At 62.3% G+C, this 26,779-nt stretch carries 23 protein-coding genes; 9 read left to right on the top strand and 14 right to left on the bottom strand.

Translation table 11 applies throughout. The annotated features are described in order from the left end of the window. Nucleotides 1-493: 493 nt before the first annotated feature. Complete coding sequence (locus tag AB4Y81_RS00865) at nucleotides 494-1,981, top strand: ArnT family glycosyltransferase (protein WP_441994861.1); 1,488 nt, start codon at nucleotides 494-496, stop codon at nucleotides 1,979-1,981. Nucleotides 1,982-2,004: 23 nt separating this feature from the next. Here the strand turns inward: AB4Y81_RS00865 and AB4Y81_RS00860 are convergent, their stop codons facing one another. Next, nucleotides 2,005-4,398 carry an ATP-binding cassette domain-containing protein gene (locus AB4Y81_RS00860; RefSeq protein ID WP_416428674.1) on the bottom strand — a complete coding sequence of 798 codons (2,394 nt, stop codon included), beginning with the start codon at nucleotides 4,396-4,398 and terminating at the stop codon, nucleotides 2,005-2,007. A gap of 131 nt (nucleotides 4,399-4,529) precedes the next feature. Between AB4Y81_RS00860 and AB4Y81_RS00855 the strand changes: the two genes are divergently transcribed. From AB4Y81_RS00855 to AB4Y81_RS00845, 3 genes are read left to right on the top strand one after another with little or no spacing between them, the layout of a single operon-like run. Beyond that, nucleotides 4,530-5,666, top strand: coding sequence for a type III polyketide synthase (locus AB4Y81_RS00855; RefSeq protein ID WP_018777667.1), 1,137 nt, complete (start codon nucleotides 4,530-4,532; stop codon nucleotides 5,664-5,666). Then, complete coding sequence (locus AB4Y81_RS00850) at nucleotides 5,663-6,388, top strand: class I SAM-dependent methyltransferase (protein WP_189075544.1); 726 nt, start codon at nucleotides 5,663-5,665, stop codon at nucleotides 6,386-6,388. Before AB4Y81_RS00855 ends, AB4Y81_RS00850 begins: the two co-directional genes overlap by 4 nt. Beyond that, the gene (locus AB4Y81_RS00845) at nucleotides 6,381-7,511 is read left to right on the top strand and encodes an FAD-dependent oxidoreductase (RefSeq protein WP_189075545.1); all 1,131 of its coding nucleotides are present in this window, start codon (nucleotides 6,381-6,383) and stop codon (nucleotides 7,509-7,511) included. The genes AB4Y81_RS00850 and AB4Y81_RS00845 overlap by 8 nt, the downstream gene beginning before the upstream one ends. Here the strand turns inward: AB4Y81_RS00845 and AB4Y81_RS00840 are convergent, their stop codons facing one another. Beyond that, nucleotides 7,512-7,919, bottom strand: a complete 408-nt coding sequence (locus AB4Y81_RS00840; RefSeq protein WP_018777664.1) for a nuclear transport factor 2 family protein — start codon at nucleotides 7,917-7,919, stop codon at nucleotides 7,512-7,514. A 51-nt stretch (nucleotides 7,920-7,970) separates the two neighbouring features. On the opposite strand from AB4Y81_RS00840, the gene AB4Y81_RS00835 reads away from it, so the two are divergent. Next, on the top strand, nucleotides 7,971-8,645 hold the full coding sequence (locus tag AB4Y81_RS00835) for a peptide deformylase (RefSeq protein ID WP_018777663.1): 675 nt from the start codon (nucleotides 7,971-7,973) through the stop codon (nucleotides 8,643-8,645). Nucleotides 8,646-8,667: 22 nt separating this feature from the next. On the opposite strand, the gene AB4Y81_RS00830 is transcribed toward AB4Y81_RS00835, so the two are convergent. Further along, nucleotides 8,668-10,683 (bottom strand): S9 family peptidase, encoded by a 2,016-nt coding sequence (locus AB4Y81_RS00830; RefSeq protein ID WP_189075546.1) that lies wholly within the window; start codon nucleotides 10,681-10,683, stop codon nucleotides 8,668-8,670. 69 nt (nucleotides 10,684-10,752) lie between these two features. On the opposite strand from AB4Y81_RS00830, the gene AB4Y81_RS00825 reads away from it, so the two are divergent. The 4 genes from AB4Y81_RS00825 (at nucleotide 10,753) to AB4Y81_RS00810 (ending at nucleotide 13,817) form a co-directional block, all read left to right on the top strand. Then, nucleotides 10,753-11,595 (top strand): methyltransferase domain-containing protein, encoded by an 843-nt coding sequence (locus AB4Y81_RS00825; protein ID WP_189075547.1) that lies wholly within the window; start codon nucleotides 10,753-10,755, stop codon nucleotides 11,593-11,595. Between the two features lie 79 nt (nucleotides 11,596-11,674). Then, on the top strand, nucleotides 11,675-12,136 hold the full coding sequence (locus tag AB4Y81_RS00820) for an NfeD family protein (protein ID WP_441994857.1): 462 nt from the start codon (nucleotides 11,675-11,677) through the stop codon (nucleotides 12,134-12,136). Nucleotides 12,137-12,234: 98 nt separating this feature from the next. Further along, nucleotides 12,235-13,209 (top strand): SPFH domain-containing protein, encoded by a 975-nt coding sequence (locus AB4Y81_RS00815; protein ID WP_018777659.1) that lies wholly within the window; start codon nucleotides 12,235-12,237, stop codon nucleotides 13,207-13,209. Between the two features lie 260 nt (nucleotides 13,210-13,469). Next, nucleotides 13,470-13,817 carry an RNA polymerase-binding protein RbpA gene (locus AB4Y81_RS00810; protein ID WP_011774875.1) on the top strand — a complete coding sequence of 116 codons (348 nt, stop codon included), beginning with the start codon at nucleotides 13,470-13,472 and terminating at the stop codon, nucleotides 13,815-13,817. 95 nt (nucleotides 13,818-13,912) lie between these two features. Here the strand turns inward: AB4Y81_RS00810 and AB4Y81_RS00805 are convergent, their stop codons facing one another. From AB4Y81_RS00805 to prcA, 11 genes are all read right to left on the bottom strand, one after another. Next, entirely contained in the window at nucleotides 13,913-14,656 is a 744-nt protein-coding gene (locus AB4Y81_RS00805) for a polyprenol monophosphomannose synthase (protein ID WP_441994855.1), read from the bottom strand. Between the two features lie 168 nt (nucleotides 14,657-14,824). Next, entirely contained in the window at nucleotides 14,825-16,483 is a 1,659-nt protein-coding gene (locus AB4Y81_RS00800) for an amidohydrolase (RefSeq protein WP_079581422.1), read from the bottom strand. A 49-nt stretch (nucleotides 16,484-16,532) separates the two neighbouring features. Beyond that, nucleotides 16,533-19,502 (bottom strand): DEAD/DEAH box helicase, encoded by a 2,970-nt coding sequence (locus AB4Y81_RS00795; RefSeq protein WP_441994854.1) that lies wholly within the window; start codon nucleotides 19,500-19,502, stop codon nucleotides 16,533-16,535. Nucleotides 19,503-19,526: 24 nt separating this feature from the next. Beyond that, a complete protein-coding gene (tatC, locus tag AB4Y81_RS00790; RefSeq protein WP_441994853.1) occupies nucleotides 19,527-20,363 on the bottom strand; it encodes a twin-arginine translocase subunit TatC in 837 nt (278 codons plus the stop codon). 6 nt (nucleotides 20,364-20,369) lie between these two features. Continuing rightward, nucleotides 20,370-20,654 (bottom strand): Sec-independent protein translocase subunit TatA, encoded by a 285-nt coding sequence (gene tatA / locus AB4Y81_RS00785; RefSeq protein ID WP_018777653.1) that lies wholly within the window; start codon nucleotides 20,652-20,654, stop codon nucleotides 20,370-20,372. Nucleotides 20,655-20,690: 36 nt separating this feature from the next. Then, nucleotides 20,691-21,041: a hypothetical protein gene (locus AB4Y81_RS00780; protein WP_064722161.1), complete on the bottom strand. Its 351-nt coding sequence runs from the start codon at nucleotides 21,039-21,041 to the stop codon at nucleotides 20,691-20,693. A 9-nt stretch (nucleotides 21,042-21,050) separates the two neighbouring features. Beyond that, nucleotides 21,051-23,069, bottom strand: coding sequence for a helix-turn-helix transcriptional regulator (locus AB4Y81_RS00775; protein WP_441994851.1), 2,019 nt, complete (start codon nucleotides 23,067-23,069; stop codon nucleotides 21,051-21,053). A 112-nt stretch (nucleotides 23,070-23,181) separates the two neighbouring features. Further along, complete coding sequence (locus tag AB4Y81_RS00770; protein ID WP_193590560.1) at nucleotides 23,182-23,577, bottom strand: FKBP-type peptidyl-prolyl cis-trans isomerase; 396 nt, start codon at nucleotides 23,575-23,577, stop codon at nucleotides 23,182-23,184. Nucleotides 23,578-23,651: 74 nt separating this feature from the next. Next, the gene (locus AB4Y81_RS00765) at nucleotides 23,652-24,575 is read right to left on the bottom strand and encodes an FKBP-type peptidyl-prolyl cis-trans isomerase (protein WP_055975826.1); all 924 of its coding nucleotides are present in this window, start codon (nucleotides 24,573-24,575) and stop codon (nucleotides 23,652-23,654) included. A gap of 129 nt (nucleotides 24,576-24,704) precedes the next feature. Further along, complete coding sequence (pafA, locus tag AB4Y81_RS00760) at nucleotides 24,705-26,069, bottom strand: Pup--protein ligase (RefSeq protein WP_018777649.1); 1,365 nt, start codon at nucleotides 26,067-26,069, stop codon at nucleotides 24,705-24,707. A 1-nt stretch (nucleotide 26,070) separates the two neighbouring features. Next, a complete protein-coding gene (gene prcA, locus AB4Y81_RS00755; RefSeq protein ID WP_039241301.1) occupies nucleotides 26,071-26,778 on the bottom strand; it encodes a proteasome subunit alpha in 708 nt (235 codons plus the stop codon). Nucleotide 26,779 lies beyond the last annotated feature (1 nt).

Raw genomic sequence — 26,779 nt, 5'->3', positions numbered from 1 at the left:
TTTGATTTCTTTTGCGTTCGTGCGAAGACCATCGCTGCGCATTCTTTGTTATTACTGATTTCGTCAATATAACCGGATGACTGTAGTGCCGGGCGACCCTCTGGTTTCCAAGCGGCGACTCGATGTGGCGTAGGCGGGGAGCGGAGAGTCATCCGTCTAGCCGGGCCCTCTGAGACTTTACTTTACATAATGTAGATTATCGGCGTTCGAGACTATGGAGTAGAAGTAGCTTCGAGAACTCCCGACTCTGGATGATTTCTAGTGCCTGCAACACAAACCCCGTCACTGCTGCACTAACTCTTCGGCGGTATCGCTGTGGTCACGTTGAGGAGATAAGTACGGTGGAAAGACGGCTGGTCAGAGACGCTCTGCGCATCGGGGTGTTGGTTCCCTGATGACTCGAGTTCTGGAATCAGGTCCACGAAGCGAACTACGCGTTCGGCTCAGTGAATCGGTGGGTGCATTGCTTTGGCTGTTGTGGCGGCCTTCTTCCATGACAATCCTCCTGGCATTGCTGGCGGTGCTGCTTCGCGTCTACGGCGTCCAGCAAGCCAATGACCTGTTCATTGACGAAGTAACGTATGCGGAAATGGCCAAGCAGATGGCAGAGGGCCAACTTCCGTCTATTCTGGGGTCTCCTTTCTTCCTTCATCCCCCGGGGCTGTTTGCGCTCGACGGAATGGTCATTAGAGTGTTGGGGCTAGGTGGCGGCCCCATGGACCTGGCCCTGCAGTTGCGGTGGGTCAACGCAATTGTGGGCGTCATGACGGTAGTCGTCTGCGTTCTGCTGGTGCGCCGGCTCGTCGGCCTGGTACCTGCAGTTTTCGCCGGTGCGATCCTGGCAAGTGACCCGTTTGTGCTGCGGATGGACGGCCGCTTGATGATGGAGACCCCAGCGGGACTGGCCGTACTTGCAGGTTGGCTGCTTGTCCTGATGGCTCTGGGTCAAGCGCCAGGTCGCCGGCGTGTGCTGCTGGAAGTTGCCGGCGGATTCGCTTTTGGACTGGCTTTGGTGACCAAGGACATGACTGTCATGTTCACGGTGGTTCCTCTCCTGTCTGCCGTGCTGTGGCGTCAAACGCTCCGAGCAATGACCGCCATGAGGATCTTCGCCTGTGCACTGGTCCCCTACCTGGTGTATCTCTGCGTGATTGCCTCTGCTGGTTTGCTTCCTGCGTTCGTGGACCAGAAGACAGTAGGTGTCCTCAGGATTACCGGTGTTATGCAAATGACCGGCTTCAATGCAGTGACGGGCACGGACCTTACCGGACGTCTCGTGGAACTCGCCGGCCGGTTCGGCACCAGTTACATACTCCTTGGACTTTCACTGGTGTCCGGCGCACTGGCGGCCTTGTCCCGGGTCCAAATTCGCCGCATCATCGGCGTGTACTCGTTCATCAGCGGCATCGTTGGCGCATATTCCGTCTTCTTCGGGGCTGCCGAGGAGCAGTTCGGCTATTGTGTGGTGCTTGCCTCCCTGATTTCCACTCCTGTCGCCGCGACCATGGTGCTCGAACGGCGAACCGCAGCCCGAACTTTTCTCGTTACTGCCGTGGCGCTGATGAGTGTCATCAGCCTTGCCCTCGGATTGCAGGCAAGGCTGACTGTTGATGACGGGCTGGTGCGCGCACGCGACTTCCTGACCACCCGGCTGCCTTCCGACTCACAGGTGGGCCTGACCACCGTGACTGAAGAATTCGCGCTGCTGCCACACACTAACTGGGAGGTCCTGCCTTCCTTGAACTCGCTAAGCGACCGGGGCGCTGAATATGTCCTGACCCAGGGCAGGCAATTGCGCGAGGGGTACGGCTACGCAGCTCCTGAGCTCGTGGAGTGGCTGAAGGCAAACGCTGAACCGGTCTACTCCTTTACCGGACCCACCTCGGGCGAGACTGTTGTCTGGCGCCTTGACCGATCGAAGCTGGACGCAGCAGTCGAAGCCGGGCACACGATCCCGCCTGTGACCGGCGGCTATCCGTAGAACGCCAGGTCAAACGACAGAGGTCATGCGCCTACGTAAGCGGCCAAGTGTTTGCCGGTCAGTGTTGCTTTTCCAGCCACAAGCTCAGCCGGCGTTCCTGCGAAAACAATCCTGCCGCCGTCGTGACCCGCACCGGGACCAAGGTCGATGATCCAGTCGGCGTGAGCCATGACCGCCTGATGGTGTTCGATCACAATGACGGATTTCCCGGACTCGACCAAGCGGTCCAACATGCCCAGCAGGTTTTGGACATCCGCCAGGTGCAAACCCGTGGTGGGCTCATCGAGGATGTAAATGTCGCCCTTCTCGGACATCTGCGTGGCCAGTTTGAGCCGTTGCCGCTCACCACCTGACAACGTGGTCAATGGCTGGCCCAACGTCAGGTAGCCAAGCCCGACATCGGCGAGCCGGTCCAGGATCTTGTGGGCCGCAGGCGTCCGCGCTTCCCCCTCGCTGAAGAAGCCCTCAGCCTCGTTGACCGACATTGCAAGCACTTCTGCAATATTGCGCTCCCCCAGCTTGTACTCCAGAACGGAGGCCTGAAAGCGCTTTCCTTCACATTCCTCACAGGTCGATTCGACTGTCGCCATGACGCCGAGATCCGTATAGATGACGCCGGCGCCATTGCACGTTGGGCAGGCGCCCTCGGAGTTCGAACTGAAGAGGGCCGGCTTCACGCCGTTGGCCTTGGCAAAGGCCTTGCGGATGGGTTCGAGCAGGCCGGTGTAGGTCGCAGGATTGCTCCTTCGGGATCCTCGGATGGCACCTTGATCGATGACCAGTACGCCATCGCGTTTGGCCACCGATCCGTGGATCAGTGAACTCTTTCCGGACCCCGCAACCCCGGTCAGGACGCACAGGACACCAAGGGGAATATCCACGTCCACGCTCTGAAGGTTGTTGGTTGAAGCGCCGCGGACTTCCAATTGTCCTTTGGCCTTACGGAACGTGGCCTTTATGGAGGCGCGGTCGTCAAGATGCCTCCCGGTAATGGTGTCACTCCCCCGCAGCCCGTCCAGGTCGCCCTCGTAGCAGACCGTGCCGCCGCCGGTACCAGCCCCCGGACCAAGGTCGATGATGTGGTCCGCGATGGCGATGCTTTCCGGCTTGTGTTCGACCACCAGTACGGTGTTGCCCTTGTCCCGCAGTTGGAGCAGCAACTGGTTCATCCGCTCAATGTCGTGGGGGTGTAGCCCGATGGTTGGCTCGTCGAACACATAAGTGATGTCGGTCAGGGACGAACCCAGATGCCGGATCATCTTGGTGCGCTGGGCCTCACCCCCGGACAGGGTGCCGGCCGGGCGGTCCAGCGAAAGGTAACCGAGGCCGATGTCCGCGAAGGAGTCAAGGAGGTGCTGCAGTCCTTTGAGCAGGGGTGCGACTGAGGGCTCATCGAGCTGGCGGATCCACTCAGCGAGATCGCTGATCTGCATTGTGCACACGTCAGCGATGCTCTTGCCTTTGATCTTGGAAGACCTGGCCTCCGGACTCAGCCTGGTGCCCTCGCACTCAGGACAGGTGGTGAACGTGATGGCCCTCTCCACAAAGGCGCGGACGTGGGGCTGTAGAGCGTCAACGTCCTTGGAAAGCATCGACTTTTGGATCTTCGGGATCACGCCCTCGTAGGTGAGGTTGATTCCTTCCACCTTGACCTTGGTGGGCTCCCGGTAGAGAAGGTCGTGGAGTTCCTTTTTGGTGAATTTGGCGATCGGCTTGTCCATGTTGAAGTAGCCTGTGCCGCTGAAGATGCGTCCGTACCAGCCGTCCATGCTGTAGCCGGGAATCGTGAGCGCGCCTTCGCTGAGCGATTTGCTCTCATCGTAAAGAGCAGTGAGGTCGAAGTCGTTGACCGAGCCCATGCCTTCGCAGCGTGAGCACATTCCACCGAGGCGGTTGAAGGAGGCTTTCTCCGTTTTGGTCTTGCCCTCGCCGCGATCCACAGTGATCGCCCCGCTCGCCTTTACCGTGGGGACATTGAAGGAATACGCGTTGGGAGATCCAATGTGGGGCTGTCCGAGGCGGCTGAAGAGAATGCGGAGCATGGCGTTGGCATCTGTGGCCGTGCCCACCGTGGAACGGGGGTTGGAGCCCATTCGCTCCTGGTCCACGATGATCGCCGTCGTCAGTCCTTCAAGCACGTCCACATCAGGTCGTGCCAAAGACGGCATGAAGCCCTGGACAAACGCGCTGTAGGTTTCATTGATCATGCGCTGCGATTCGGCAGCAATGGTGGCGAAAACCAGGGAGCTCTTGCCGGATCCCGAGACGCCGGTAAAAACCGTCAGCCGTCGCTTCGGAATTTCGACGCTGACATCTTTCAGGTTGTTTTCGCGGGCGCCCTGGACCCTGATGAGGTCGTGGGTATCGGCAATGTTCATCGCGGGAGATTGCGTGTCCGAACCGGCAGCAATAGTCATGGTTTCTCCGTCCGTTGGGCGACACTGTCCAACAGTCCCCCGTCGGCGTCGCCTGGCTCTCCTTGACCGACCTCGGTCAATACGATTGATTCTGCCATTGTCTTCCCGGCTTTACTCACTAAGAATGAAGCATGCCGGTATACATGAGGTCCCTCGAAACCGCAGTTCCCCCTACGATTCTGGTCCAGGAGCAGGCGCGTGAGGTGTTTGCCGCCCAGCCGGGCCTGACGCGGCTGGGTACGCGGCTTGTCACCACATGCTTTGATTCGGCCGCTATCGACACCCGTTTCACCGCCGTTGAGGAGTTGAGCCTCGATGCCAACCCCGAAAATCCGAAGTTCTTCGATCCTGAAACCAACAGGGTCCTGAGCCCCAGCACCAAGGTCCGCAACGAAATCTTCGCCACCGAAGCAACCAAGCTGTTCGTCGAGGCCGGCAAGACAGCGGTCGCGCAGGCCCAGGGCATCGATCTGGATGACATCACGCACGTGATCACCGTGTCCTGTACCGGCTTCTTCAACCCTGGACCCGACTACAAGGTGGTCAGGGCGCTGGGCCTGAATCCGGCAGTTCAGCGCTACCACCTGGGCTTTATGGGCTGTTATGCCGCATTCCCCGCCATGAAGGCGGCAAAGCAGTTCTGCCTTGCTGACCCGGAGGCGGTTGTCCTGGTGATCTGTGTTGAACTCTGCTCGCTCCATGTCAGGACATCGAACGACCCGGACACCATCATGGGTTCGGCCATCTTCGGCGATGGCGCGGCAGCGGCGGTCATTTCCGCCAGGGAGCCGGAGGGCGAAGAGCCAGTGATCCGGCTGGACCACTTCGAAACGGTTCTGACGCCGGTCGGCGAGGAAGCCATGGCATGGAACATCGGAGACGAAGGTTTTGAGATGGTCCTGGGCTCCTATGTGCCCCACATCATCGAAGAACACATCACCGGCGCGCTGGAGCCCTTGCTGGCCAAGGAACCGGAACTGGCCGGTTCGCCCTACAGGGACATCACCCACTGGGCCATCCATCCCGGCGGGCGCAGCATCCTTGACAAGGTCGAGTCCAAACTGGAATTGACGCAAGAACAGTTGGTACCTGCACGGGAGACTCTCAGGGAATACGGCAACATGAGCAGTGCCACAGTGTTGTTCGTCCTGAAGTACATGATGGGACAGGCGGCCAGCCAACGCGAGGAGCGGATCTGCTCCATGGCATTCGGCCCCGGCCTTACGGTGGAGACGGGCCTCTTCACGCTGGTCTCCCCCGCTCTGTGAGTCCCTGGGGGTCCCTCAGGGAAAGGGACCTGGACAGCATTGAGGACATGGACAGGCCGGACTGCGATCCGCTGCTGCTCAGCCGAACCTATGCCAGGTTTCCCGTCGTCAACAGGCTGCTTTCAGGATGGCGCCGGACGTACAAGCGCCGCATCCGTCCGCTGCTGGCGGAGACGGGTCATGCATCCTTGCTGGACATAGGAAGCGGCAGCGGTGACGTGGCCCGCAGTCTGGCGCGATGGGCGCGCCAGGATGGATTCACCCTGTACGTGACTGCCGTCGATCCGGATCAACGGGCCCATGCTTTTGCGACGCACTTACCCGGGGACGAAAGGGTTACATATCGTCTGGCCCACAGTTCCGAGCTGGTTGCGGAGGGCCTTGCATTCGATGTCGTGATCTCCAACCACATCCTTCACCACCTGGATGCCCGGCAGTTCGCCGCGGTCCTGCACGATTCGGAACTGCTGTGCACGCGACTGGCGCTGCACAACGATCTGCAACGAAGCAACGTCGCCTACATTTTGTTCCTGGCCGGCTTTTGGCCTCTGGGCTGGGGCTCGTACATCGTCAGGGACGGCTTGCTGTCCATCAGGCGGAGCTACACGATGGCTGAATTGCGATCCGCCATCCCGCCCGCATGGACAGTCGAAAGCAACGGACCTTGGCACAACATGCTGGTCCACCAGCACCAAGGATCGGGGAACCGCAACCGTGCTTGACGTGGTGATTGTCGGAGCGGGTCCGGTGGGCTTGTTTATGGGCCTGCGGCTGCTCCGGAGCGGCCACAGGATCCGTATCCTGGAACGCAGGAGTGCCGGAAGCGCACGTTCCCGCGCCATCGGGATCCATCCTCCGGCGCTGGCAGCGTTGGAGCGCGCGGGAGTCTCCGGGCAGCTGGTGCAGGCCGGGGTCAGGATCAAACGGGGCGTTGCCTACAGCCGGGGCCGTAAAGTTGCCGAACTTCCCTTCACCGGGGACTCCGCGTTCCCTTTCATTCTGGCCGTTCCGCAGGCGACCACGGAGAAGGTGCTGGAGGACGCGGTGCTGGCAGTCGACCCGGCAGCGATCGTCCGAGGCATCGACGTCCGGGAAACGCGCGACGACGGAACTGCTGTTCGCGTTCTGGCCCACCCGACGCCGGGGAGCCGGGAGTACCGGGCCCGGCTGGTGATTGCAGCTGACGGCGCGCATTCATCACTGCGACGGCGTCTTGTCCCGGACATCGCACCACGGACTTATCCGGACTCGTACCTTATGGGAGACTTCCCTGACGCCACTGGGCATGGCGCTGATGCGGTGCTGTATCTGGAGCCGGAAGGGATCGTTGAATCATTCCCCCTGCCGGCAGGTGTCCGCAGATGGGTGGTGAGGCTCGGTGCGCCGGCAACGGATGCGACGGCGGTCGGGATGGCTCGGTTGGTCGAAGCCAGGACGGGTGAGGTGCTGGAGGTAGCCGGAAATACGATGCTCAGCGCTTTTGACGTCCAGTCGCGCTTGGTCCGTCAGATGGTGCACGGGCGGGTGGTCCTCCTTGGTGACGCCGCCCACGAAATCAGCCCCATCGGCGGCCAGGGCATGAACCTTGGGTGGCTGGATGCTGCAGCCTTGGCTCCCATCGTCGATGCCGCATTGGCCGGAAACGGTGTCGGGAAGGCGCTGCAGGTCTTCGAAGGGGTCCGGAGGAAAGCCGCGGTCCGGGCGTCGCGGCAGGCCGGGCTCAACATGGCCTTGGGCCGGCCACTGCCACCAGCTGCCATGGCGGCGAGGAACAGGGTGTTTGCGGGTCTTTTGGAGGTGCCCGGCGTGGCCGGGGTGGTGGAGCGGCGCTTCACCATGCGGTAACTATTCCGGCGCCGTGTAGTAGCAGTCGTAGGTGTCCTGGCTGATGATCAGGCCATCCCGTAGCTGGAAGATGGCCGTGCTCCTGGCGCGGATGGTGTCGCCACGGTCCCAGTGCGGGAGATCCAGGAGCAGCGTTGCCGACCAATTCATCTCAAGGACGACACGGTCTTCCTCAGTGGTAGTGCGGACAATCTCGAAGCGCTGGTCCGCCACGATGTCCTGGCTGTGGTCAGCGCCGGAGAGGGTTTCCGCAAGGTTCCGTGTGGAGCCTGTCTTGGACAGCGCGTGGGGCCATTCGGTGAGCTTGAAGTCCTCAGCCAGGAAAGGCCGCAACGCAGCTGAGCCACCGCCGGCTTCAACTGTTCGGACGAACCCGAGCACGTGTTCCAAGGGCGTGGGATTGGTCATTCTTCGAGCCTAGCCCACTGACAAAGACACCCACGGATATAGGCTCGTTCCATGACGCATCAACCCCATCCCGGAGCTTCAAGCCCCGCTGCAGATTTCAATCCCCTCCAGATCCGGGATGCCGTCCGACGGTTGCTCGATAGTGAGGAACTCCCGGCCATCGTCCAGGCGGGGCACCCGGTGTTGCGTCAGCATGCCGCGCCGTACGACGGCCAGCTCGACGACGTCGAACTGCTGGCGTTCATTGACCGGATGCGCGATGCCATGCATGCAGCCCCAGGGGTCGGCCTCGCCGCGCCCCAGGTGGGCATCCCGTTGCAGTTGGCGGTCCTGGAGGACAAATACGAGATTGATCCGGTGTCCGCCTCCGTGCGGCACAGGGAACCGTTGGAGTTCTTCGCCATTGTCAACCCGAAGTACCGTCCGTTGGGCACGGAAACCTCGGCATTTTACGAGGGATGCCTCTCAGTCCAGGGCTACCAGGCAGTTGTGGACCGACACAGCAATGTTGAGTTGTCCTTTGTGACCCCCGCCGGCGAGCCTGTGGAGGAATGGTTCTCCGGATGGCAGGCCCGCATTGTGCAGCACGAGACCGACCACCTTCATGGCGTCCTCTACCTGGACCGTGCCGAGATCCGCTCCCTGGCCAGCAACGCCGAACACACCGCGCGTTGGGCCTCGCCCGACATTGATGAGGCACGCCGGTCGCTCGGCTTCCTTCCCTGAAGCCGGGCGCCGCTCCGGTTCCCTACTCCGCAGCTTTGTTTCCGGCGGTCGGGAGGTACTTGGCCCACCAGCTGAGGATGTGCTCAAAGCGTTGTCGGCGGTGGTGCGGTGTACCCGAACGGGACAACTCGTGGTCCTCACCCGGAAAGACCAGCAGGGCGGTCTCAACCCCTTGCGCCTTCAACTGTGCATAGTAGCGCTGGCCTTGTTCGATAGGGCAGCGAAGGTCATTTTCGCTGTGCACCACCAGCGTCGGTGTTTGCACATCCGCGATGAAGGCCATGGGACTTTGGGCCAGCATCTGCTCCATTGACCCTCCGGTGTATTCCCTGCCAAAGAACCAACCAATGTCCGAAGAACCCGCAAAGCTGACCGGGTCCAGGAAACCCCGCTCCACGATCGCAGCCTTGAAGCGATGATGATGCGCGATGATCCACGCAGTCAGGTAACCGCCGTAGGAGCCGCCCATGATGCCCACATTCCCGGGGTCCAGGGATTTCCGCGATGCCAGGGCAGCGTCGAGGAAGGCCATCACATCCTGCATGTCCAGGGTGCCCATGCGCCCCTTGATGGCTCGCCCGTGCTCCTGGCCATAGCCGGACGACCCGCGGGGATTGCACATCACCACCGCGTATCCGGCCGCGGCATAAACCTGGGCCTCGTCGAAGAGCGCTCCCGTGTACTGGGCGAACGGTCCGCCGTGGATGTTCAGAAGGACCGGATGCGGTCCCGGGCCCTCCGGTATGACGAGCCAACCGTGGACAGCATGTCCGTCGCTGGATTCAGCCTCGAAATCCAGGGGCTCAATGACCGTGGAGTTGTTCCGAAGGGCTCCTGAGAAATCCGTCAGGAGGCGAAGCTCACCACGCTCCAGCGTTGCGACATCTCCAGCAGTGGACGCGTCGGAGAGGCTTACCGCGATTTCTCCGTTTGCGGCAACTGAAGCCCCGATGACAACCCGGGCGCCGTGCACCAGCGGGGTGATGTCGCCGTTCGCGATGACTTCAAGGAGTTCAACGCTGCCCAAAGCCGTGTTGAGGACCAGGACACGGTCCGGTCCGCTTGGTTCCAGGGGCCCGGAAACATCCAGGTGCTCCACATCAGTCAGGGCTACAGCCTCTCCCCCGGCCGACGGCATCACATAGAGCACGGAGTTCCGCGCCACAAAGTCCCGGCCGGTATCACCCAGTTCCTGGGCGATGTAGAACAACCACTTGCCGTCCGCGGAGGGGCGCACATCGGTGACGGTCTGCGGTGTCCGGTTGGCGGGTTCGACGACGACCGGCTCCCCGCCGGCAGCATCAACCCTGTAAACAGAGGTGACCAGATCGTCGTCGTGTCCTTCATGCAGTGCCGCTACGAAGTAGAGCCGGCCACTGTCCGCAGAAAACGCCGGCGATGTGTGGTCGGCGTCCCCAAAAGTGAGCTGCAGGGCGGCGGGCAGGCCGGGCAGCTCCAGAGTTGGCTGCTCGTGGGCCGCCCTGCCGCGCGGAAGGACTGCGGGTTCGCCGCCCAATTCCGGGACCTCGACGACAAACAGCTGTTGCCGCTGGTCGGCGGTGTATCCAACACCGTTCATCATGTATTGGTTTGCGGTGATGAGACGGGCATCTTCGGCACCCAGGGTCACGTCGTCAACCGTTCCGTAGCGTCCCCGTTCGGGGACCCGCGCCAGGAAGGCGATTCGGTGCGAATCCGGCGCCCAAACGAAGCTGTCAACCCCCGCAGCTTGGTTCGTGATCCGCTGTGGTTCCCCGCCGGCCGATTCCACCACGAACAGCTGGGGTTTACCGCCGGGGTCGCTGCGCAGGAAGGCCAGGACCAGCCCATCCGGTGAGAATGACGGTGCAGTGTCGCGGAACCCCCGGGTGATGCGGCGCGGGTACTTGGCGTTGTCCAAAGGCACTGACCAAAGCTGGCCTACATAAGTGTCAGCGTCAAAATCCGGTCTCGTGACGGACACCACCGCCTTGGTCCCGTCGGGGTGGATGGCAGGGGCGGACACGGAGTTCAACAGGGGCAGCTGCTCGGGTTTCACGTTGGTGAGCCTAGCCCGGCGCCTCGTCCCGCGGCTCCAGACACTCCGTCCCACCGTAGGATTGAAGCCATGTTGTCCGACGCCGTCCCCGCCTTGCGCTGTCCCGTGTGCCAAGGACTTTTCGAGTTAAGGGAAGGCCGGCCGGCCACGCTTGCCTGCCGGAACGGACACCTGTTCGATGCCGCCAAACAGGGCTACTTCAATTTCCTGACCGGGAAAGGCACCGTCTTCGAAGCTGATACGGCGGAGATGGTCGCTGCCAGGTTCCGGTTCCTGGAAGGCGGGCACTATGCGGGTCTGGCCACGGCGTTGGCCGGCATGGCGGCTGAGGCGCTTCAGGGGCCGGAGACACTGGTTCTCGACGCCGGAACGGGCACCGGCCACTACTTGCGCAGCGTTATTGAAGCGACAGGCTCAACCGCCGTCGGCATGGATATTTCCAAATTCGCGCTTCGTCGTGCAGCCCGCCTCAACCCGCTAGCGGCCAATGTTGTATGGGACATCTGGCGTCCATTGCCCATGGCGGACAACTCGGTGGACGTGGTGACGGTTGTGTTCGCCCCGCGGAACCCTTCGGAGTTCGCGCGGGTGCTTCGGCCCGGAGGAAGCCTCCTGGTGGTGACTCCACGGCCCGGCCACCTGCAGGAGATCGCAGCCAGGACGGGAATGCTCAGCATCGAAGAAGGCAAGGAGGAACGGCTGGCGGAGTCGATGAGCGGGTATTTCGATTCTTCCGCGAGCCACTGCCTTGACTTGCCCTTGGTGCTGGACGGAAACGAGGTAGCCGACCTCGCCTTCATGGGCCCTGCCGGCCACCATTTGCAGCAGGAACAGTTGTCAGGGCTTGCAGCTTCCGAGGAGCCGGTGCCCGCCACCGCGAAGTTCCGGATCAGCGTGTTCACTGCGTCCTGACGCCCGACGACACGTCGGGCTAGGATGGAGGAACAGCGACTGTGATCCCGCTCGCGGGATCCGGGACCAAGGGGGAACGATGTTTGAATGGCTCGGCGAGAATTGGTGGGCTCTCTGGCTCACGGTCTTCCTCGCGTTCGCAGTGGTGGAGATGCTGACTCTCGACCTCTTCTTCATCATGCTAGGAGGCGGTGCGCTGGCAGGCCTGATAGCGGACTTCGCCGGCGCCGACTTCTGGCTGCAGATCGTCATTTTCTGCGTGGTTTCCCTTTTGATGATCGTTTTCGTGCGGCCAGTGGCTTTGAACCACCTGCGCAAGGGACCCACAGAACAGCTTTCCAACATAGACCGGCTCATCGGCCAGCCTGCCCTCGTCATTGAAGCCGTGAGCAGCACCAGCGGGCTGGTAAAAATCGGCGGCGACGTGTGGAGCGCGCGCAGCGCCGCCGGCGTCATTGATGCCGGGGCCATGGTCCAGGTCACCAAGATTGACGGAGCGACGGCGGTGGTCGCTTCGGCTGCCGACAACAGCTCCCGCTGACGTTTAGTCGCACTCGGATTTCAGGCCGTTGCCGGACCGGGGCAACCTGCCCGCGCACAGCCTCATCAAACCACGCAATTGGGGAACGAAGGAGATGTATGGACGGCTTAGGAGGAACAGCAGCGGCAATTGTGCTGATTGTTCTCGTTATTTTTGTCATCATCGTGTTGGTCCGTTCGGTAAGGATCATCCCGCAGGCACGTGCCGGCGTCGTTGAACGGCTCGGAAAGTACCAGCGCACGCTCAACCCGGGACTGACAATCCTGATTCCGTTTGTCGACCGGCTCCTGCCGCTGCTCGACCTGCGCGAACAGGTAGTCTCCTTCCCGCCGCAGCCGGTCATTACCGAGGACAACCTGGTGGTCTCGATTGACACCGTGGTCTACTTCCAGGTCACTGATCCCAGGGCCGCGACATATGAGATCGCCAACTACATCCAGGCCGTTGAACAGCTGACAACCACCACGCTTCGTAACGTGGTGGGTGGACTGAACCTTGAGGAAGCACTCACATCCCGCGACCAGATCAATGGTCAGCTGCGTGGCGTACTGGACGAAGCAACAGGCCGCTGGGGAATCCGGGTGTCCCGGGTGGAACTGAAGGCGATCGACCCGCCCCACTCCATCCAGGACTCGATGGAAAAGCAGATGCGTGCAGAGCGTGACCGCCGCGCAGCCATCCTGACCGCCGAAGGTACCAAGCAGTCGCAGATCCTCACCGCGGAAGGCCAGCGCCAGGCTGCCATCCTCGCAGCTGAGGGTGACGCCAAAGCCGCCATCCTCCGGGCAGACGGTGAAGCACAGGCCATCCAGAAGGTCTTCGATGCCATCCACAAGGGCAACCCGGACCAAAAGCTGCTCGCCTACCAGTACCTTCAGACGCTTCCGAAGATCGCAGAGGGCAGTTCGAACAAACTCTGGATCATCCCGAGCGAAGTTGGCGAGGCCCTCAAGGGCATCGGCGGTGCGCTTGGTGGGAACAGCCCCGACTCCCCTGTCGCGGGCCTCTTCGACGGAGGCTCGAAGACCCCGGAGCCGGTAGGGACAGTGGAACCACCACGTCCCGCCGAGTAGTTCCTGTCCCTTAGGGACAACGCGAGCGGCCAGCCATTCCGGCTGGCCGCTCGCGGCGTCTCCGGGCTTTTGAGTACTCAGCGAAGATCAGCGTATAATGGGATATTTGTCCGGCTGGTTCAGCGTGGACGGAACATTAAAGCTTGGCCAGGCGTTGCAATTAGTGATGCAAGGTGTGCAGAAGTAGTCCGTAGGGATCGTGAAAACGGCTTACGGCTAGCGCGGAGTTCCTGCTCCGCGAACAGACAGAGGGAGTAATCATGAGCGATCGCAGCCTGCGGGGTATGCGTCTTGGCGCCCAAAGCATGGAAACTGAATCCGGCGTTGAACCGGCACCGCGTCAGCGGGTCGAGTACCGTTGCGAGGATGGCGAGCAGGTCTTCGTAACCTTCTCCTCCGAAGCAGAGATCCCTCCCGTTTGGGTTTCCAAAACGGGGAAGGAAGCGCTCCTGGTCGATGGCGAGCGTCCCGTGGACGCCAACGAGAAAGCCGTCCGTACCCACTGGGACATGCTGCTGGAACGCCGCAGCCTTCCTGAGCTGGAGCAGATCCTCGAGGACCGCCTCAACATACTTCGTGAGCGCCGCGGAGAACGCCGCTCCGCATAGCCGCTAACGGCAAGCCTTTTGGGCACAGTCTCCAAGGCAACAGCAAGGCCGGGTCTGGTTCCTGATGGAACCGGACCCGGCCTTTCCTGTGCCTGCTACTTCGCGGCTTCGGGTGACTTGCTGGTGATTTTCGCCCAGCGCGCAGCCAGGCCCCACTTGGTGACGTTGATCATGGCTTCCACCACGATGTTGCCACTCATCTTCGAGGCTCCGAGCTCCCGTTCCACGAACGTAATGGGGCGCTCCTCGATGCGAAGGCCAAGCTTGGCCACTCGCCAGGCCAGGTCAACCTGAAAGCCGTAGCCTACTGACTCGACCTCGTCCAGGTTCAGTGCCTCGAGGGTGCTGCGGCGGAACGCCCGGTATCCACCGGTGACGTCCTTGATCTTGACGCCAAGCATGATGCGGGCGTAGGTGCTGCCGACGCGGGAGATGGCCTGGCGGTAGAGGGGCCAGTTCACGACACTTCCGCCAGGAACCCAGCGGGAACCCATGGCGAGATCCGCACCGTCCCGCACGGCGTCGAGGAGGAGGGGAAGCTGCTCGGGCTTGTGCGAACCATCCGCGTCCATTTCGACGAGGACGTCGTAACCGGCGGCCAGACCCCACTTGAAGCCTGCGATGTAGGCGGCCCCCAAGCCTTCCTTGCCCTTGCGGTGCAGGACATGAACCTGGCTGTCCTCAGCGGCGAAGTCGTCGGCAAGCTTTCCCGTGCCGTCAGGGCTGTTGTCGTCGACCACCAGGACGTCGGAGTCGGGTACCGCTGCGCGCAGCCGTCCCAGCGTCACGGGGAGCGATTCCAGCTCGTTGTAGGTGGGAATGATCGTCAGGACACGCAAGAAGAGGCCTTTCCTTGATGGAGCGGTCAGTGTGCCGGACCAGCCTGGCAGCTGGCGTTCTGGCGCAACTCTCCATTATAGGACGACGGCGGCCATGACTTTTGCGTCTGTGGTGCCGGCCACAGGGCACAAGTGGCAGTCCCTGATCTTGGCTTGCAGACGGAAGGACTAGACACGAAGGGATTCGTGGGCGAACAGTTCACGTCCCTCACGGACAGTTTGGAGGCAGCGGGGGTCCGACCCTGTGTCTAGGGCGGGCAGGAGCGGTGTCCGAGCACGGGGATCCGTGCTCCATGACTGTACCCGGCTGTCAGCAACCTGGACCATCAGCTCTTCCACTTCCCACACGGCGAAACTGGCCGGTGCGCCAGGTACGAGTTGCCCCATTAGGGGGTTCCTGTGCTTTGCCGCCCGCCATCCTGCGCGCGTGTGCCCCAGAAACGCCGCACGCGCCGAGATGCGTTGTTCCGGGTTGCTGTGCTCGAGGCAAGCGCGCACGCTGGACCAGGGCCGGAGTGCAGTGACAGGGCTGTCGCTGCCAAAAGCAATCGGTACGCCACTGGAGTAGAAGGACGCGAACGGGTTCATGCCGGCGCTCCGGCTGCCAAGGCGTTGCTCGTACAAGCCACCAGCTGCGCCCCAGGCGGCGTCAAAGCCAGGTTGGACGCTGACTGTCACGGAGTACTTCGCCAGCCTGTCTATGGCGGACTGGTCAGCCAGCTCCACGTGTTCAAGCCTGTGCCCCGCTGCCCGGATGCGCTGCTCCCCCACTTCTGCCGCCGCGGCGTCCAGGGCATCCAGTACCGCCGCCAGGCCGGCGTCGCCGATCACATGGAATCCTGCCTGCACGCCCAGTGCCGACGTGGCGGCGAGATGTTTGCTTGCCTCGTCGACCGAAAGGTAGAGGCTGCCGCGTTGCCCAGCGGCGTCGGAGTAGTCGTCCAACAGGGCGGCTGTGCGCGAACCGATGGAGCCGTCCATGTTGAGGTCCCCGGCGAGGCCAAGGACGTTGGTGCCCAAGTCATCCAGGATGGCCTTGGCGTGCTCCTGCGAGGACGCCAGTTCGCCCCAATAAGGGAGCACCTCCGGTTGGTCCCCGCCGTCGTTCCAGGACACGGCGGTCCTGAGGTCCTCGGGACCGCAAATATGTGGCGCGGACATCTCGGCCATGGCTACATAGCCGTGCGCAGCGGCTTCCCGCAGCGCTTGTTCCTGGTACCGGCGCCGTTCTTGCTCCGGGAAGTTCCGCGCAGTCAGGCGGGCCGCTGTATGCGCTGCCCGCACCACACGAGCAGTGCCTGTGAAGCCGTCGAGTCCTTCGAGTCCGGCGGCCGCGGCAAGTGAGGGTGAAACCAGTGCAGAGTGAACGTCAACGCGCGACAAATATACGTGCCGGTCACCTGCGGCCCGGGAAATTTGTTCAAGGCTGGGCAGTGTGGGGTTGTCCCACTTCGTCTCATCCCAACCATGGCCAAGGATGGTGCCCGTACCACCCGCGGTGGCAACGGCGTCGAGCAGTTCCGCAGCGGAACGGACGGTGCCGAGCTGGAGGCCTGCGAGGGCCACGCCGGTTTCCGTCAAATGGACGTGGGAGTCCACAAACCCGGGGGCCAGCAGGGCGCCCCGAAGATCGATGATCTCCATGGACGAATCGGCAATGGAGGTCGCAGCTTGTTCGGAGCCCACCCAAGCCACGGTGTCTCCGTCCACCACCATGGCCGTTGCAAAGGGATCCGCCGCCGTATAGATCGAACCATTGCGGTACATGGTGACCTTGCGGCCGGATCCGTTGGGGTGCTGGCCGGCAGACGCGCCTGGCTGGTTCATGCTGTGGGCTCCTTGAGCGTTGTCAACAAATCAATCATGGGACGGCCGGCTAGGCCACCGTGGAGTATGCCACCACGCCGCGGCGGACCAAATCGATCGCCTCACGGCAAATCCTGGCCAAGCGGGGGTCGAGCTGCGGGATTTTGGCGAGCTGGTCCAGGAGGTCCACTACCTGCTTGGCCCAGCGGACGAAATCTCCGGCCGCCAGGTCTGTTCCGCTGAGCACCTCCTGGAGATGGCGGCCCTTGGCCCACTTGTACATGGGCCACATCAAACCGAGTTCCGGCTCGCCGGTCAGCGGGAGCCGGTGTTGCTCCTCGGTGTCCTCCAGTCGAGACCACTCACGGACAACCACGTCAACGGCCGTTTCCAGCGAGACGGTTGGCATCTTCGGGCGAAGCCCGCGGTCTTCACGCTTGGCCTGGTAGACCAGCGTGCTGGCGAAGGAAGCCAGTTCTGCCGCATCGAGGTCGTTGATGGCACCCTGCCGGATGGACTGGGAAATGAGCAGGTCTTTCTCCCCGTAGATCCGGCGAAGGCGCTGCCCGTCGGCACTGATGGTGACGTCGCCGGCGTCGTTTGTTTCCAGGTACCCGTAAACGGAGAGGACCTCACACACACGGTCGAAGGTTTTCGCGATGGTGTTGGTACGGCCTTGAATCTGGCGCACCAGCCCGTCGGTCTCCTTGCGGAGCTTCCACCAGCGCTCGGACCACCGCGCATGGTCCTCCCGCTCGCTGCAGCCATGGCAGGGGTGGGCCCGGAGTGCGCGCCGGAGATCCTCAATCTTCTTCTCCTGATCCGGCAGGCGGGCCCCCAGGCCGAAGTCCTCATGCCGGCTGTTCCGGTGGCGTTGGGGTGCGTCCTCACTGATGGCATGGCGCATGGACGAGGCGAGGTCGCGGCGGGACTTTGGCACCTTGGCATTGAACGACTTGGGAATGCGGATCCGGGTTACCGGTGACACGGGACCGTCGAGGTCGTGGACGCCGATCCGGCGGAGCTGGTTGTCCTGGGTCAGTACCGAGGGCCGTGGTTCGCGGGCGTTGGGGTCAACATCAAGGACCACCGCGTGCCCCGCGAGCCGGCCGCTGTAGACGCTGATGACGTCACCCGGGATCAGCCGTGCCAGCGAATCAGCGACGCGTGATTTGCGCGCCCGTTGGTGGTCGCGGGCGGCATGGTTTTCCGCGTCGCTGAGTTCGCGCCGGAGCTTGGCGTACTCGGTGAAATCGCCCAGATGGCAGCTCATGGACTTGGCGTATCCCGCCAGTGACTCTTCCCGCCCACGGACCTGTCGGGCAAGGCCCACTACGGATCGGTCGGCCTGGAACTGCGCGAAGGAGGACTCCAGGATCTCCCGTGCCCTCACGCGTCCGAACTGGGCAATGAGGTTGATGCTCATGTTGTACGTGGGCCTGAAGCTGGAGTTCAGGGGGTAGGTGCGCCTGGATGCCAGGCCGGCTACTGCCGCGGGATCCGTCCCGGGTTGCCACAACACAACGGCATGGCCTTCGACGTCGATCCCCCGCCTTCCGGCGCGACCCGTCAGCTGGGTGTACTCACCCGCTGTGATGTTGACGTGAGCTTCGCCGTTGAACTTCTCAAGCTTTTCCAGGACCACGCACCGGGCGGGCATGTTGACCCCCAAAGCGAGCGTTTCCGTGGCGAAGACCGCTTTGACCAGGCCGTCGGCGAAGAGCTTTTCCACCACTTCCTTGAAAGTGGGGAGCATACCGGCATGGTGGGCGGCGAAGCCCCTGACCAACCCGTCACGCCAGCCCCAGAAGCCGAGGACATCGAGGTCGTCGGCAGGGATTTCGTGGCTCGCTTCGTCCACGCGCTGGGCGATGATCTGTTGCTCCCGCTCAGTGGTGAGCCACAGGCCGGACGCTGCGCACTGGGCCACGGCACCATCACAGCCTGCGCGGGAGAAGATGAAGGTGATGGCAGGCAGGAGGTCCTGCCGCCGGAGGCTTTCGATGACCTGCGGGCGGCTCGCCTTGCGTAAAGGACTGCGTTGTTCGGACTGCTGGCGCTCGTCACGGTTCCGGTCCTGACGACGGCGGCTCCGGCCACCGTGGCCGAACCGTCCGTTCATGTTCATCCGGCTCTCTGAACGTGCCATGGCCAGGAGGTCAGGATTGACCTCGAATTCGGGTCCGGTCACTGCCTGGCGCACCTTCGTGGCGGACGCTTGCTTGGAAGAGACGCGGCGGCCATTGCTCGGTTCGCTGGATACCTCGCCGGCTTCCGAGAGATCGGGCGCGTCGGTTTCCTGGGCTCCCGGGGCAACCGGCGCGATTTCGTCGAAAGTGGTATCGCCAGCGAAGAGATCCACGATTTCCCGGCCCACCATGACGTGCTGCCACAGAGGCACGGGACGATGCTCGGACACGATCACGTCAGTATCGCCCCGCACAGTGTCCAGCCACGCACCGAACTCTTCGGCGTTGGATACGGTGGCACTCAGTGATGCCACCTGGACCTCGCTGGGCAGGTGGATGATCACCTCTTCCCAGACTGCACCGCGGAAGCGGTCGGCCAGGTAGTGGACTTCGTCCATCACGACGAAACCGAGGTCGCTGAGCGTCTCGGAATCCGCGTACAGCATGTTCCGGAGGACTTCGGTGGTCATCACCACTACCGGTGCTTCACCGTTGATGGTGGTGTCGCCTGTCAGCAGACCGACGTTGGCCGCACCGTACTTTTCTGCCAGTTCCGAGTACTTCTGGTTGCTCAGGGCCTTGATGGGAGTTGTATAGAAAGCCTTGAGTCCCCGCTGAAGGGCCAGGAAGATGGCGAATTCCCCGACGATCGTCTTGCCGGCACCGGTTGGGGCTGCCACCAATACTCCCCGCCCCTCCTGCAGGGACTTGCAGGCTTCGCGCTGGAAATCATCCAGCTCGAAGTTGAGCGAGCCGGCGAAAGCACCGAGATAGGTTTTAGCCTCGGCCGCCCTCTGGGCTGCCGCCTGGTAACGCTCTGATGGAGAAGGAGACCCGGGAAACGAAGACATGCATCAAGCCTAGTGGCCCGAGGTCTAGAGATTCTCCAGATCGGAGGCCGGGGTGGCGACATCCGCAGTGGCTTCCGTCTCGGCAGCCCGCTTGATGGCGCGGCGTTCACGACGACGGTCGTTGAGGAGGCAAACCCCAATGGCTGCGAAAAACAGCAACAGCATGGGTGCTGCCAGGTAGAACATGCTCATGGCATCCGCGCCCGGGGCGGCCATGGCGGCGAACAAGCACACCAGGAAAATGGTGATGCGCCAGCTCTTGACGAGCTGCTTTCCTTTGACGATGCCGGCCAGGTTCAGACCAACAAGCACCACCGGAACCAGGAAGGCAATGCCGAATGCCAACAGGAGCCGGAGGACGAACGCAAGGTAAATTTCGGCGCTGATGAAGTTTGAACCGCCAATGGGGGTGAAATCCGTCAGGACCCGCACGGCGTTGGGCAGGACAAGCCAGGCAAGAAGAACGCCACCGATAAACAACGGGACCGCCGCAGCCACGAATGACAAAGCGAGTCGACGCTCTTTCTTGTGCAGGCCGGGCACAATAAAAGCCCAGAGTTGATAGATCCATACCGGGCTCGAAAGCAGCACGCCGAGGAATACCGAGACCTGGACCATGAGGTCGAACGAACTGGCTACGCCATCGAAGTTCAGTGTCGCAGCGCGACCCTCTTTTTCGTTGAGGTCTTTGATCGGCTTGATCAGCGCCTCCAGGAGCGGCTGGTAGACGATGAAGCCCACCACTGTCCCGAGGATGACGCCGATTGCAGCCTTGAAGAGCCGGTTCTTCAGCTCCTTGAGATGGTCAAGAAGCGCCATCCGGGCTTCGGGGTTGGCCTTGCGCCCCTTCGTCTCTACCACTTCTCTTTAGACGCGGTTGGAGGGCGGAACGTCGGTCTCGCCGGTGTTCTGTGCCTTCACGTTCTGTGTCTTGGCGTCCGGGTGGCCCACGACCTTGCCTTCAACGGCGTCGGAACCGTCCTGGGAGTCTTTCGCCTCTGAAGAACCGTCCTTCTTCATTTCCCGGACTTCAGACTTGAAAATACGCATCGACTGCCCAATGCTGCGCGCCATGGACGGCAGCTTCGGTGCGGCAAAAAGCACCAGAGCCAGGACGATGATGATGATGAGATGCCAGCCTTCGAGCCTCATGTGGGGAGGTCCTTTCCTTTTGGATACATCCTACGTCTATCTGAATTCAATGTCGTGCAGGGATTGCGGCTGACCCCGCTCCGCTTTGCGTTGGACACGCTTTTGGCGGCGAACTTCCTGCCGGAAGGCTTTGGCCGTCAGGTAATCATGACGCATCTGATCCGGGGAGGCAAAAATTGCGGATCCCGGTGCGGCGCGGTCTTCGGCGACCTCCACATCGGAGGTTTCCGCGGCAGGAGAAAGGTTGCTGAAACGTTTCCCGGCGTCGCCCAAATCATGAACAGTGGCCATGAATTTCCTGAACAAGCGATAACCCAAGGTCAAGTGAAGGAGCAGGGCAAGAGCTACGAGTGCGATCCACAACAGGATCCAGAACCACCAAGGCATCTGAGTAGTCTAGCCAGCCTGGGCGTCGGAAGCAGAGTCGTACTGCGCCAGGGCAGCCCTCACCCAGGCGAGGGCCTTGTCTTGCAGGGCCTTTGGCTGGAGGATCCGTACCGTTCCACCATGCTGTGCCACGAACATGGGCAACCACCCTGCGTCACCGAACCGCACCTCGGCGAGCAGGCCGCCGTCGGGCAGTTGGGCGGTGCGTTCCGCGTAGTAGTCATCGGCAAGCCCGGCACCCTGGCGGGTCAGCTGGAGCACTACCTGGAGGTCGTCGTCGCTGGGGGTAAACAGCCGCGCGGGGAAGTCCTGGCCGGTCGGTGCGGGGCCCGCCACGGCCCGGCCATTCGGTTCCAGCGACTCCACCCTGTCCAACCTGAAATTCCTGATTCCGGCCTTGCTGTGGCAGTAGGCCTCGAAATACCAGGTGTTGTCCATCGAATAGAGCCGCAAAGGGTCGACGTTCCGCTCGGTTACCTCATCGCGCTGCAGCGACAAATACCGCAGACGCAGCTGTTGCCCGTCCCTGATCGCCTGCGTGATGGTGGCAAAGGCCTCGGACTGTTCCGGTGCCACCGACTGGCCGGCCACTGAACCGGCCAAGCGGCCGGCCTGCCCTGCAGCGCCGGTCAGCTTGATGGTGACAGATTCCAGTGCACTGCCGGCTTCGTCGCCGGCCACGCCAGCCAGTACGGGCAGATCCCCCAGCATGGCCAGGCCGGTCAGCAACGCGGCGGCCTCGTCCTCACTGAAACGGACCGGCCTGTTCAGGTCCAGATGCTCCGAGATATACACATGATCGTTTTCCCACTGTATGTCCAGCAGATCATCCGGGTAACCCTCGGGAAGGCCCGAACAGATGAGGATTTTGAGGTCATCGATCAGGTCCTTGCGGGAGACGCCGAAACGGTCAGCGACCTCCTGGATATGCAGGCCCTGGTGATGGACCAGGAACGGCACCAACTGCAGCATCCTTGCCAACTGGTCTTCCGAAGTGCGCTTCCGGGCGCGCGGTGCGCGTCCCGCTTCGGGGAACCCCACCTCCACTGCCGGTGCGGCGCCAAAGTCCTCTGCAGCCTTCAGGCGTCGGACGACGGCGGTGCGCAAGTCGGCCGGTTCTGACACCTTCACCTGCGGGCCGTAGGACGCCAGCTCCTCGGCGAGTTGTTCGGGATCCCTGAAATCAACCTGGATCCGGTCACGGACTCCCCCGTCAGCGGACTGTCCAGTGGCGATTGCCCTCTTGCGCAGCGCCAGCAAGCGGTCTTTGTCCACATCCAGGATGGCCTTTTGAAGTGGCAGCTCGTTGAGCGCAGCGAGCTCAGCCTTGGCGTTGAAGCCTGCCGGAGGTTCAAAACTGCTGCCCGCCACCAAGGTCAGTGCGGTGGTCATCCGCGAGAGCCGGAAGATTCTCTTTGCGCCTCTCCCCCTGTCGAAGCCCACCAGGTACCACTGGCCGAAGCGGCTGCCGAGCCCCCATGGCTCCACCTCGCGGGTTTCCTCGCGGCCGGTGCTGATGGCGAGGTAGCCGAAACGGACGGGATGCCTGCCATGCATGGCGGCAACGACGTCGTCGAAAGCCTGTCCGGCCGGTTTGATCCGCGGCTGAACCCCCGCAGGAAGTTCGACGTCGGTGAATCCGCCGGCGGCCTGCAACTTACGGACGGCATTGGCGGCAGCATTTCCCAGGGCAGCGCGCTCCCACAGTTGGGCGGCCAGCAGGAGGACCGTGCACTCTGCCGGAGTCAGCTTCACTTCCGGCAGCCTGTTGGAGTCCTTACCGATCCTGTAGCGCGCTGATGCAGGGTCATCGGCGCCGAAGCTGCTGGGGTCCATCAATGTCTCTACCTCGAAGCCGAACTGCTTGAGGTCGGCCTTGTCACGCTCAAACATGCGCCCAAAGGAGACATCGTTTCCGGCGGTATCGTGGTAGACCTTTTCGCGCAGCACGGAGCGTGAGAGCCCCACCTTGGTGTTGAGCAAAGCAAGGAGAAGGTTCAGGAGTCGTTCAGTGCGGGATGCGGACACGGTTGCTACGTTACTACGGTTGCTACGTTACTAAAGTCCAGCAGGAAAACAGCAAGGCGCGTCACCTGCCGGTTGAACCGGGAGATGACGCGCCCTGCAGAACAGCTGGTTCCTAGCGGACAGCTACGAGGTCAACCACGAAGATCAGTGCTTCGTTCGGCTTGATGGCCCCACTGGCGCCGCGGGAGCCGTAGGCCAGCTCCGAGGGGATTTCCAGGCGACGGCGGCCGCCAACCTTCATGCCCAGGAGGCCCTGGTCCCAGCCCTGGATGACCTGGCCGACTCCGACGCGGAAGTCAAGGGGAGCTCCACGGCCCCAGGAAGCGTCGAACTCTTCGCCGGTGGACCAGGCAACGCCAACATAGTGGGTGGACACGGTGTCTCCGGCCTTGGCTTCAGGACCCGTGCCCTCGATGAGGTCCGTGATGACGAGGTCCGTGGGGACGTCGCCTTCGGGGAAATCGATCTCCGGCTTGGTGCGGTCGAAGTCACGCTGACCAAATGACATGGGTACTCCTTGGTGTCAGTGATGAATTGGTGTCAGGAACCAGCCTAAGCCAGTGCCTGCATTTTCCGCTGGGGTTACTTAACGCCCAGGATGTCCACGACGAAGACGAGGTCGCCCTTGGCTTCGCCCTGCCCGGCTGCGCCGTAGGCGAGGTCCTGCGGAATCACCAAGAGCACGCGGGAGCCGACAGTCTTGCCCTCCAGCCCCTGGGTCCAGCCCTTGATTACGCCGGTGAGCGGGAAACTGGTGGACTTTCCGCGGTCGTAACTGGAATCGAACTTGGTACCGCCCACGAGGTTCACGCCTACGTAGTTCACGGTCAAGGTGTCGGTTGCCTTGACGACTGCACCCTTGCCCTTGATGAGATCCTGGGCAATAAGTTCCTTGGGCGCAGCAACACCGTCAACGGAGATCTGCGGGATTCCCTTGTCGTCTTCCTTCACCGTTGGCAGACCGGCGGGAGGAGTGACAGTATCGCCTTCGGGCTTGTCCAGCACGGGGGCCGGATCCTTGGCCGAGAGCAGCTTGAAGACGACCAGCTGCGTAGAGGCGGCCGGTGAAGCCGAGGCGTTGCCGGGAGCTGCGAAGGCAATCTGTGAGCCGATCTTGGCTCCGACGATTGCGTTGTAGATCTGCTGGTTGCCGGACTTCAGTTCGTCCGTCAAGTCGATCGGCTGAGGCCCGTTGGTGTAGGCGTCTTCCACCGTCTTGCCGTCGTTGCCGTCGACGGCCACGTAGACAAGCTCAGCCGTCTGGCCGGCCTTTACGCGCTCTCCGTCACCTTCGACAACCACCTTGACGGTGGGCTCGGTGACGCTCAGCGGCTTCGAGAACTCAACGCCGGGGGCCTTGTCGTTACCGTTATCCGTCACTTTCACGGAGTCGAGCTTGGAGAGGTCACCGGCGGACTGGCTGGTGGGCTCGGCGGCCGGGTTGCTTCCGCCGCACGCGGTAATGAGCAGCAGGGCAGGAAGGAGAATTGCTAGGAGTCGGCGCACAAAAAAGACACTTTCGTCGGGGCAAGGGACACTCGGAACAGCGCAAGGCGCCTCCAAGCAGGTTGTCTCCTGGAAAGAGACCACTATCCAGAATAGCCCGGAAAGCTGGGAGCCAGCTTATAGGGACGTTCAGCCCATGGAGTCCAGGAGGGCATCCACCCGCTCATCTTCGCTCCGGAAGGGATCCTTGCAGAGGATGGTCTGGTGTGCGCGGTCGTTGAGCTTCAGGTGGACCCAGTCGACGGTGTAGTCACGGCCGAGCTCTTGTGCCCGACGGACAAAATCCCCGCGCAACTTTGCACGGGTGGTCTGCGGTGGTGCGTCCACGGCGTCCTTGACGTCGGTCTCCGTGACCAGCCTGCGCGCAGCTCCCCTGGACTGGAGCAGGAAGAACAGTCCCCGCTGCCTTGAGATGTCATGGTAGGTCAGGTCCAGTTGCGCGATCCGCGGCGAATCCAGGCTGAGTCCATGCCGCCGCATATAGCTGTCCATGAGCTTCTTCTTGATGGCCCAGTCGACCTCGGTGTCGATGGTGCTGGTGTCACCGGACTCGATGGCGTCCAGCGTTCGCTTCCACAAGTCAAGGATGAGCGGAACATGCTGATTGTGGGCGCCGTTGGCCGCCACGAACTCCGTGACTTTGGTCAGGTACTCGCGCTGGATATCAAGGGCCGTGAGTTGCCTGCCGTTGGCGAGCCGGACGAGCGCCCGGCCTGTGAGGTCGTGGGAGATCTCGCGGATGCTGCGGATGGGGTTTTCCATGCGCATGTCCCGCATGATGACACCGGACTCGATCATGCGGAGGATCAGGTCGACGGTGCCGACCTTGAGCAGAGCCGAGGTTTCGGACATGTTTGAGTCCCCCACGATCACGTGAAGGCGGCGGTAGAACTCGGCATCCGCATGGGGCTCGTCGCGCGTGTTGATGATGGGACGTGATCGGGTGGTTGCCGATGACACGCCTTCCCAGATGTGGTCGGCGCGTTGGGAGAAGGCAAAGGTGGCTCCGTGCGGAGTCTTCAGGACCTTGCCCGCCCCTGCGATCAACTGACGGGTGACCAGGAACGGAATCAGGATCTCCGCCAGGCGGGAGAATTCCCCGCGGCGCGGAATCAGGTAGTTCTCATGGCTGCCGTAGGAGTTGCCGGCCGAATCCGTATTGTTCTTGAAGAGATAGACGGTTCCGTTGAATCCCTCTGCGGCGAGCCTTGTCTGCGCTTCGTCCACGAGGTCGTCGAGAATGAGCTCGCCGGCCCGGTCGTGCGCGATGAGCTGGGCAAGGTCATCGCACTCGGCTGTGGCATATTCCGGGTGCGAGCCTACGTCCAGGTAAAGCCGCGAGCCGTTCGTCAGGAAGACGTTCGAAGACCTTCCCCAGCTGACGACCTTCCTGAAGAGGTACCGGGCCACTTCCTCAGGCGCCAGCGGGCGTGAATCCGGGCTGGAATAGGAAATCCCGAACTCTGTTTCGATGCCGAATATTCGTTTGTCCATCTCAGGCCTCCTCGTTGAGCAACCGGGTCATGTCCTCGGGCAGCAGGCGTCGGAACGCCCTGCGTGATCCGCGGTGGCTCTCCGACGCGCGGTAGAGGACTGCCGCCTCGACGGCGGTGGCCGGAAGGGCTTCCACTTCCTTGTCGACTGCCAGCGCGCGCAGGGCCAGACGCATGGCGCCGGCCAAACTGAGCTCGGACTCCCAAGCCCCGCGGACGACGTCGGAAATTTGATCTGCCAGGCCGCCCATGACCACGAAACCGTTCTCATCGGCGATGGAACCGTCGAAGGTCAGCCGGTAGAGGTGGTCCTGCTCCTGTGCCGCAGCGACCTCCGCTACCGCCAATTCCACCTCGAAAGGCTTTTGTTCTGCAGTGAACACAGCTCCCAGGCTTTGTGCGTACACGCTGGCCAGCCCGCGGGCCGTGACGTCTTCGCGGTCGTACGAGTAACCGCGGACGTCGGCATAGCGGACCCCGGCTTGCCGCAGGCTCTCGAACTCGTTGTACTTGCCCACCGCTGCGAAGGCAATTTTGTCGTAGATCTCCCCGATCTTATGCAGGGATGGTGACGGGTTCTCCGCGATCAGGGCGATGCCGTCGGCGCAGCTGATGACCACTACGGATCGGCCACGGGCGATGCCCTTCCGGGCGAAGTCCGCGCGGTCCTTCATCAGTTGTTCCGGAGAAACATAGAACTGCTGCGTCATG

Origin of the sequence: Paenarthrobacter sp. TAF1, assembly GCF_052113825.1 — a bacterium.
Taxonomy (GTDB): Bacteria; Actinomycetota; Actinomycetes; order Actinomycetales; family Micrococcaceae; genus Arthrobacter; species Arthrobacter nicotinovorans.
This window is presented reverse-complemented; position numbering and strand designations above follow the sequence as displayed.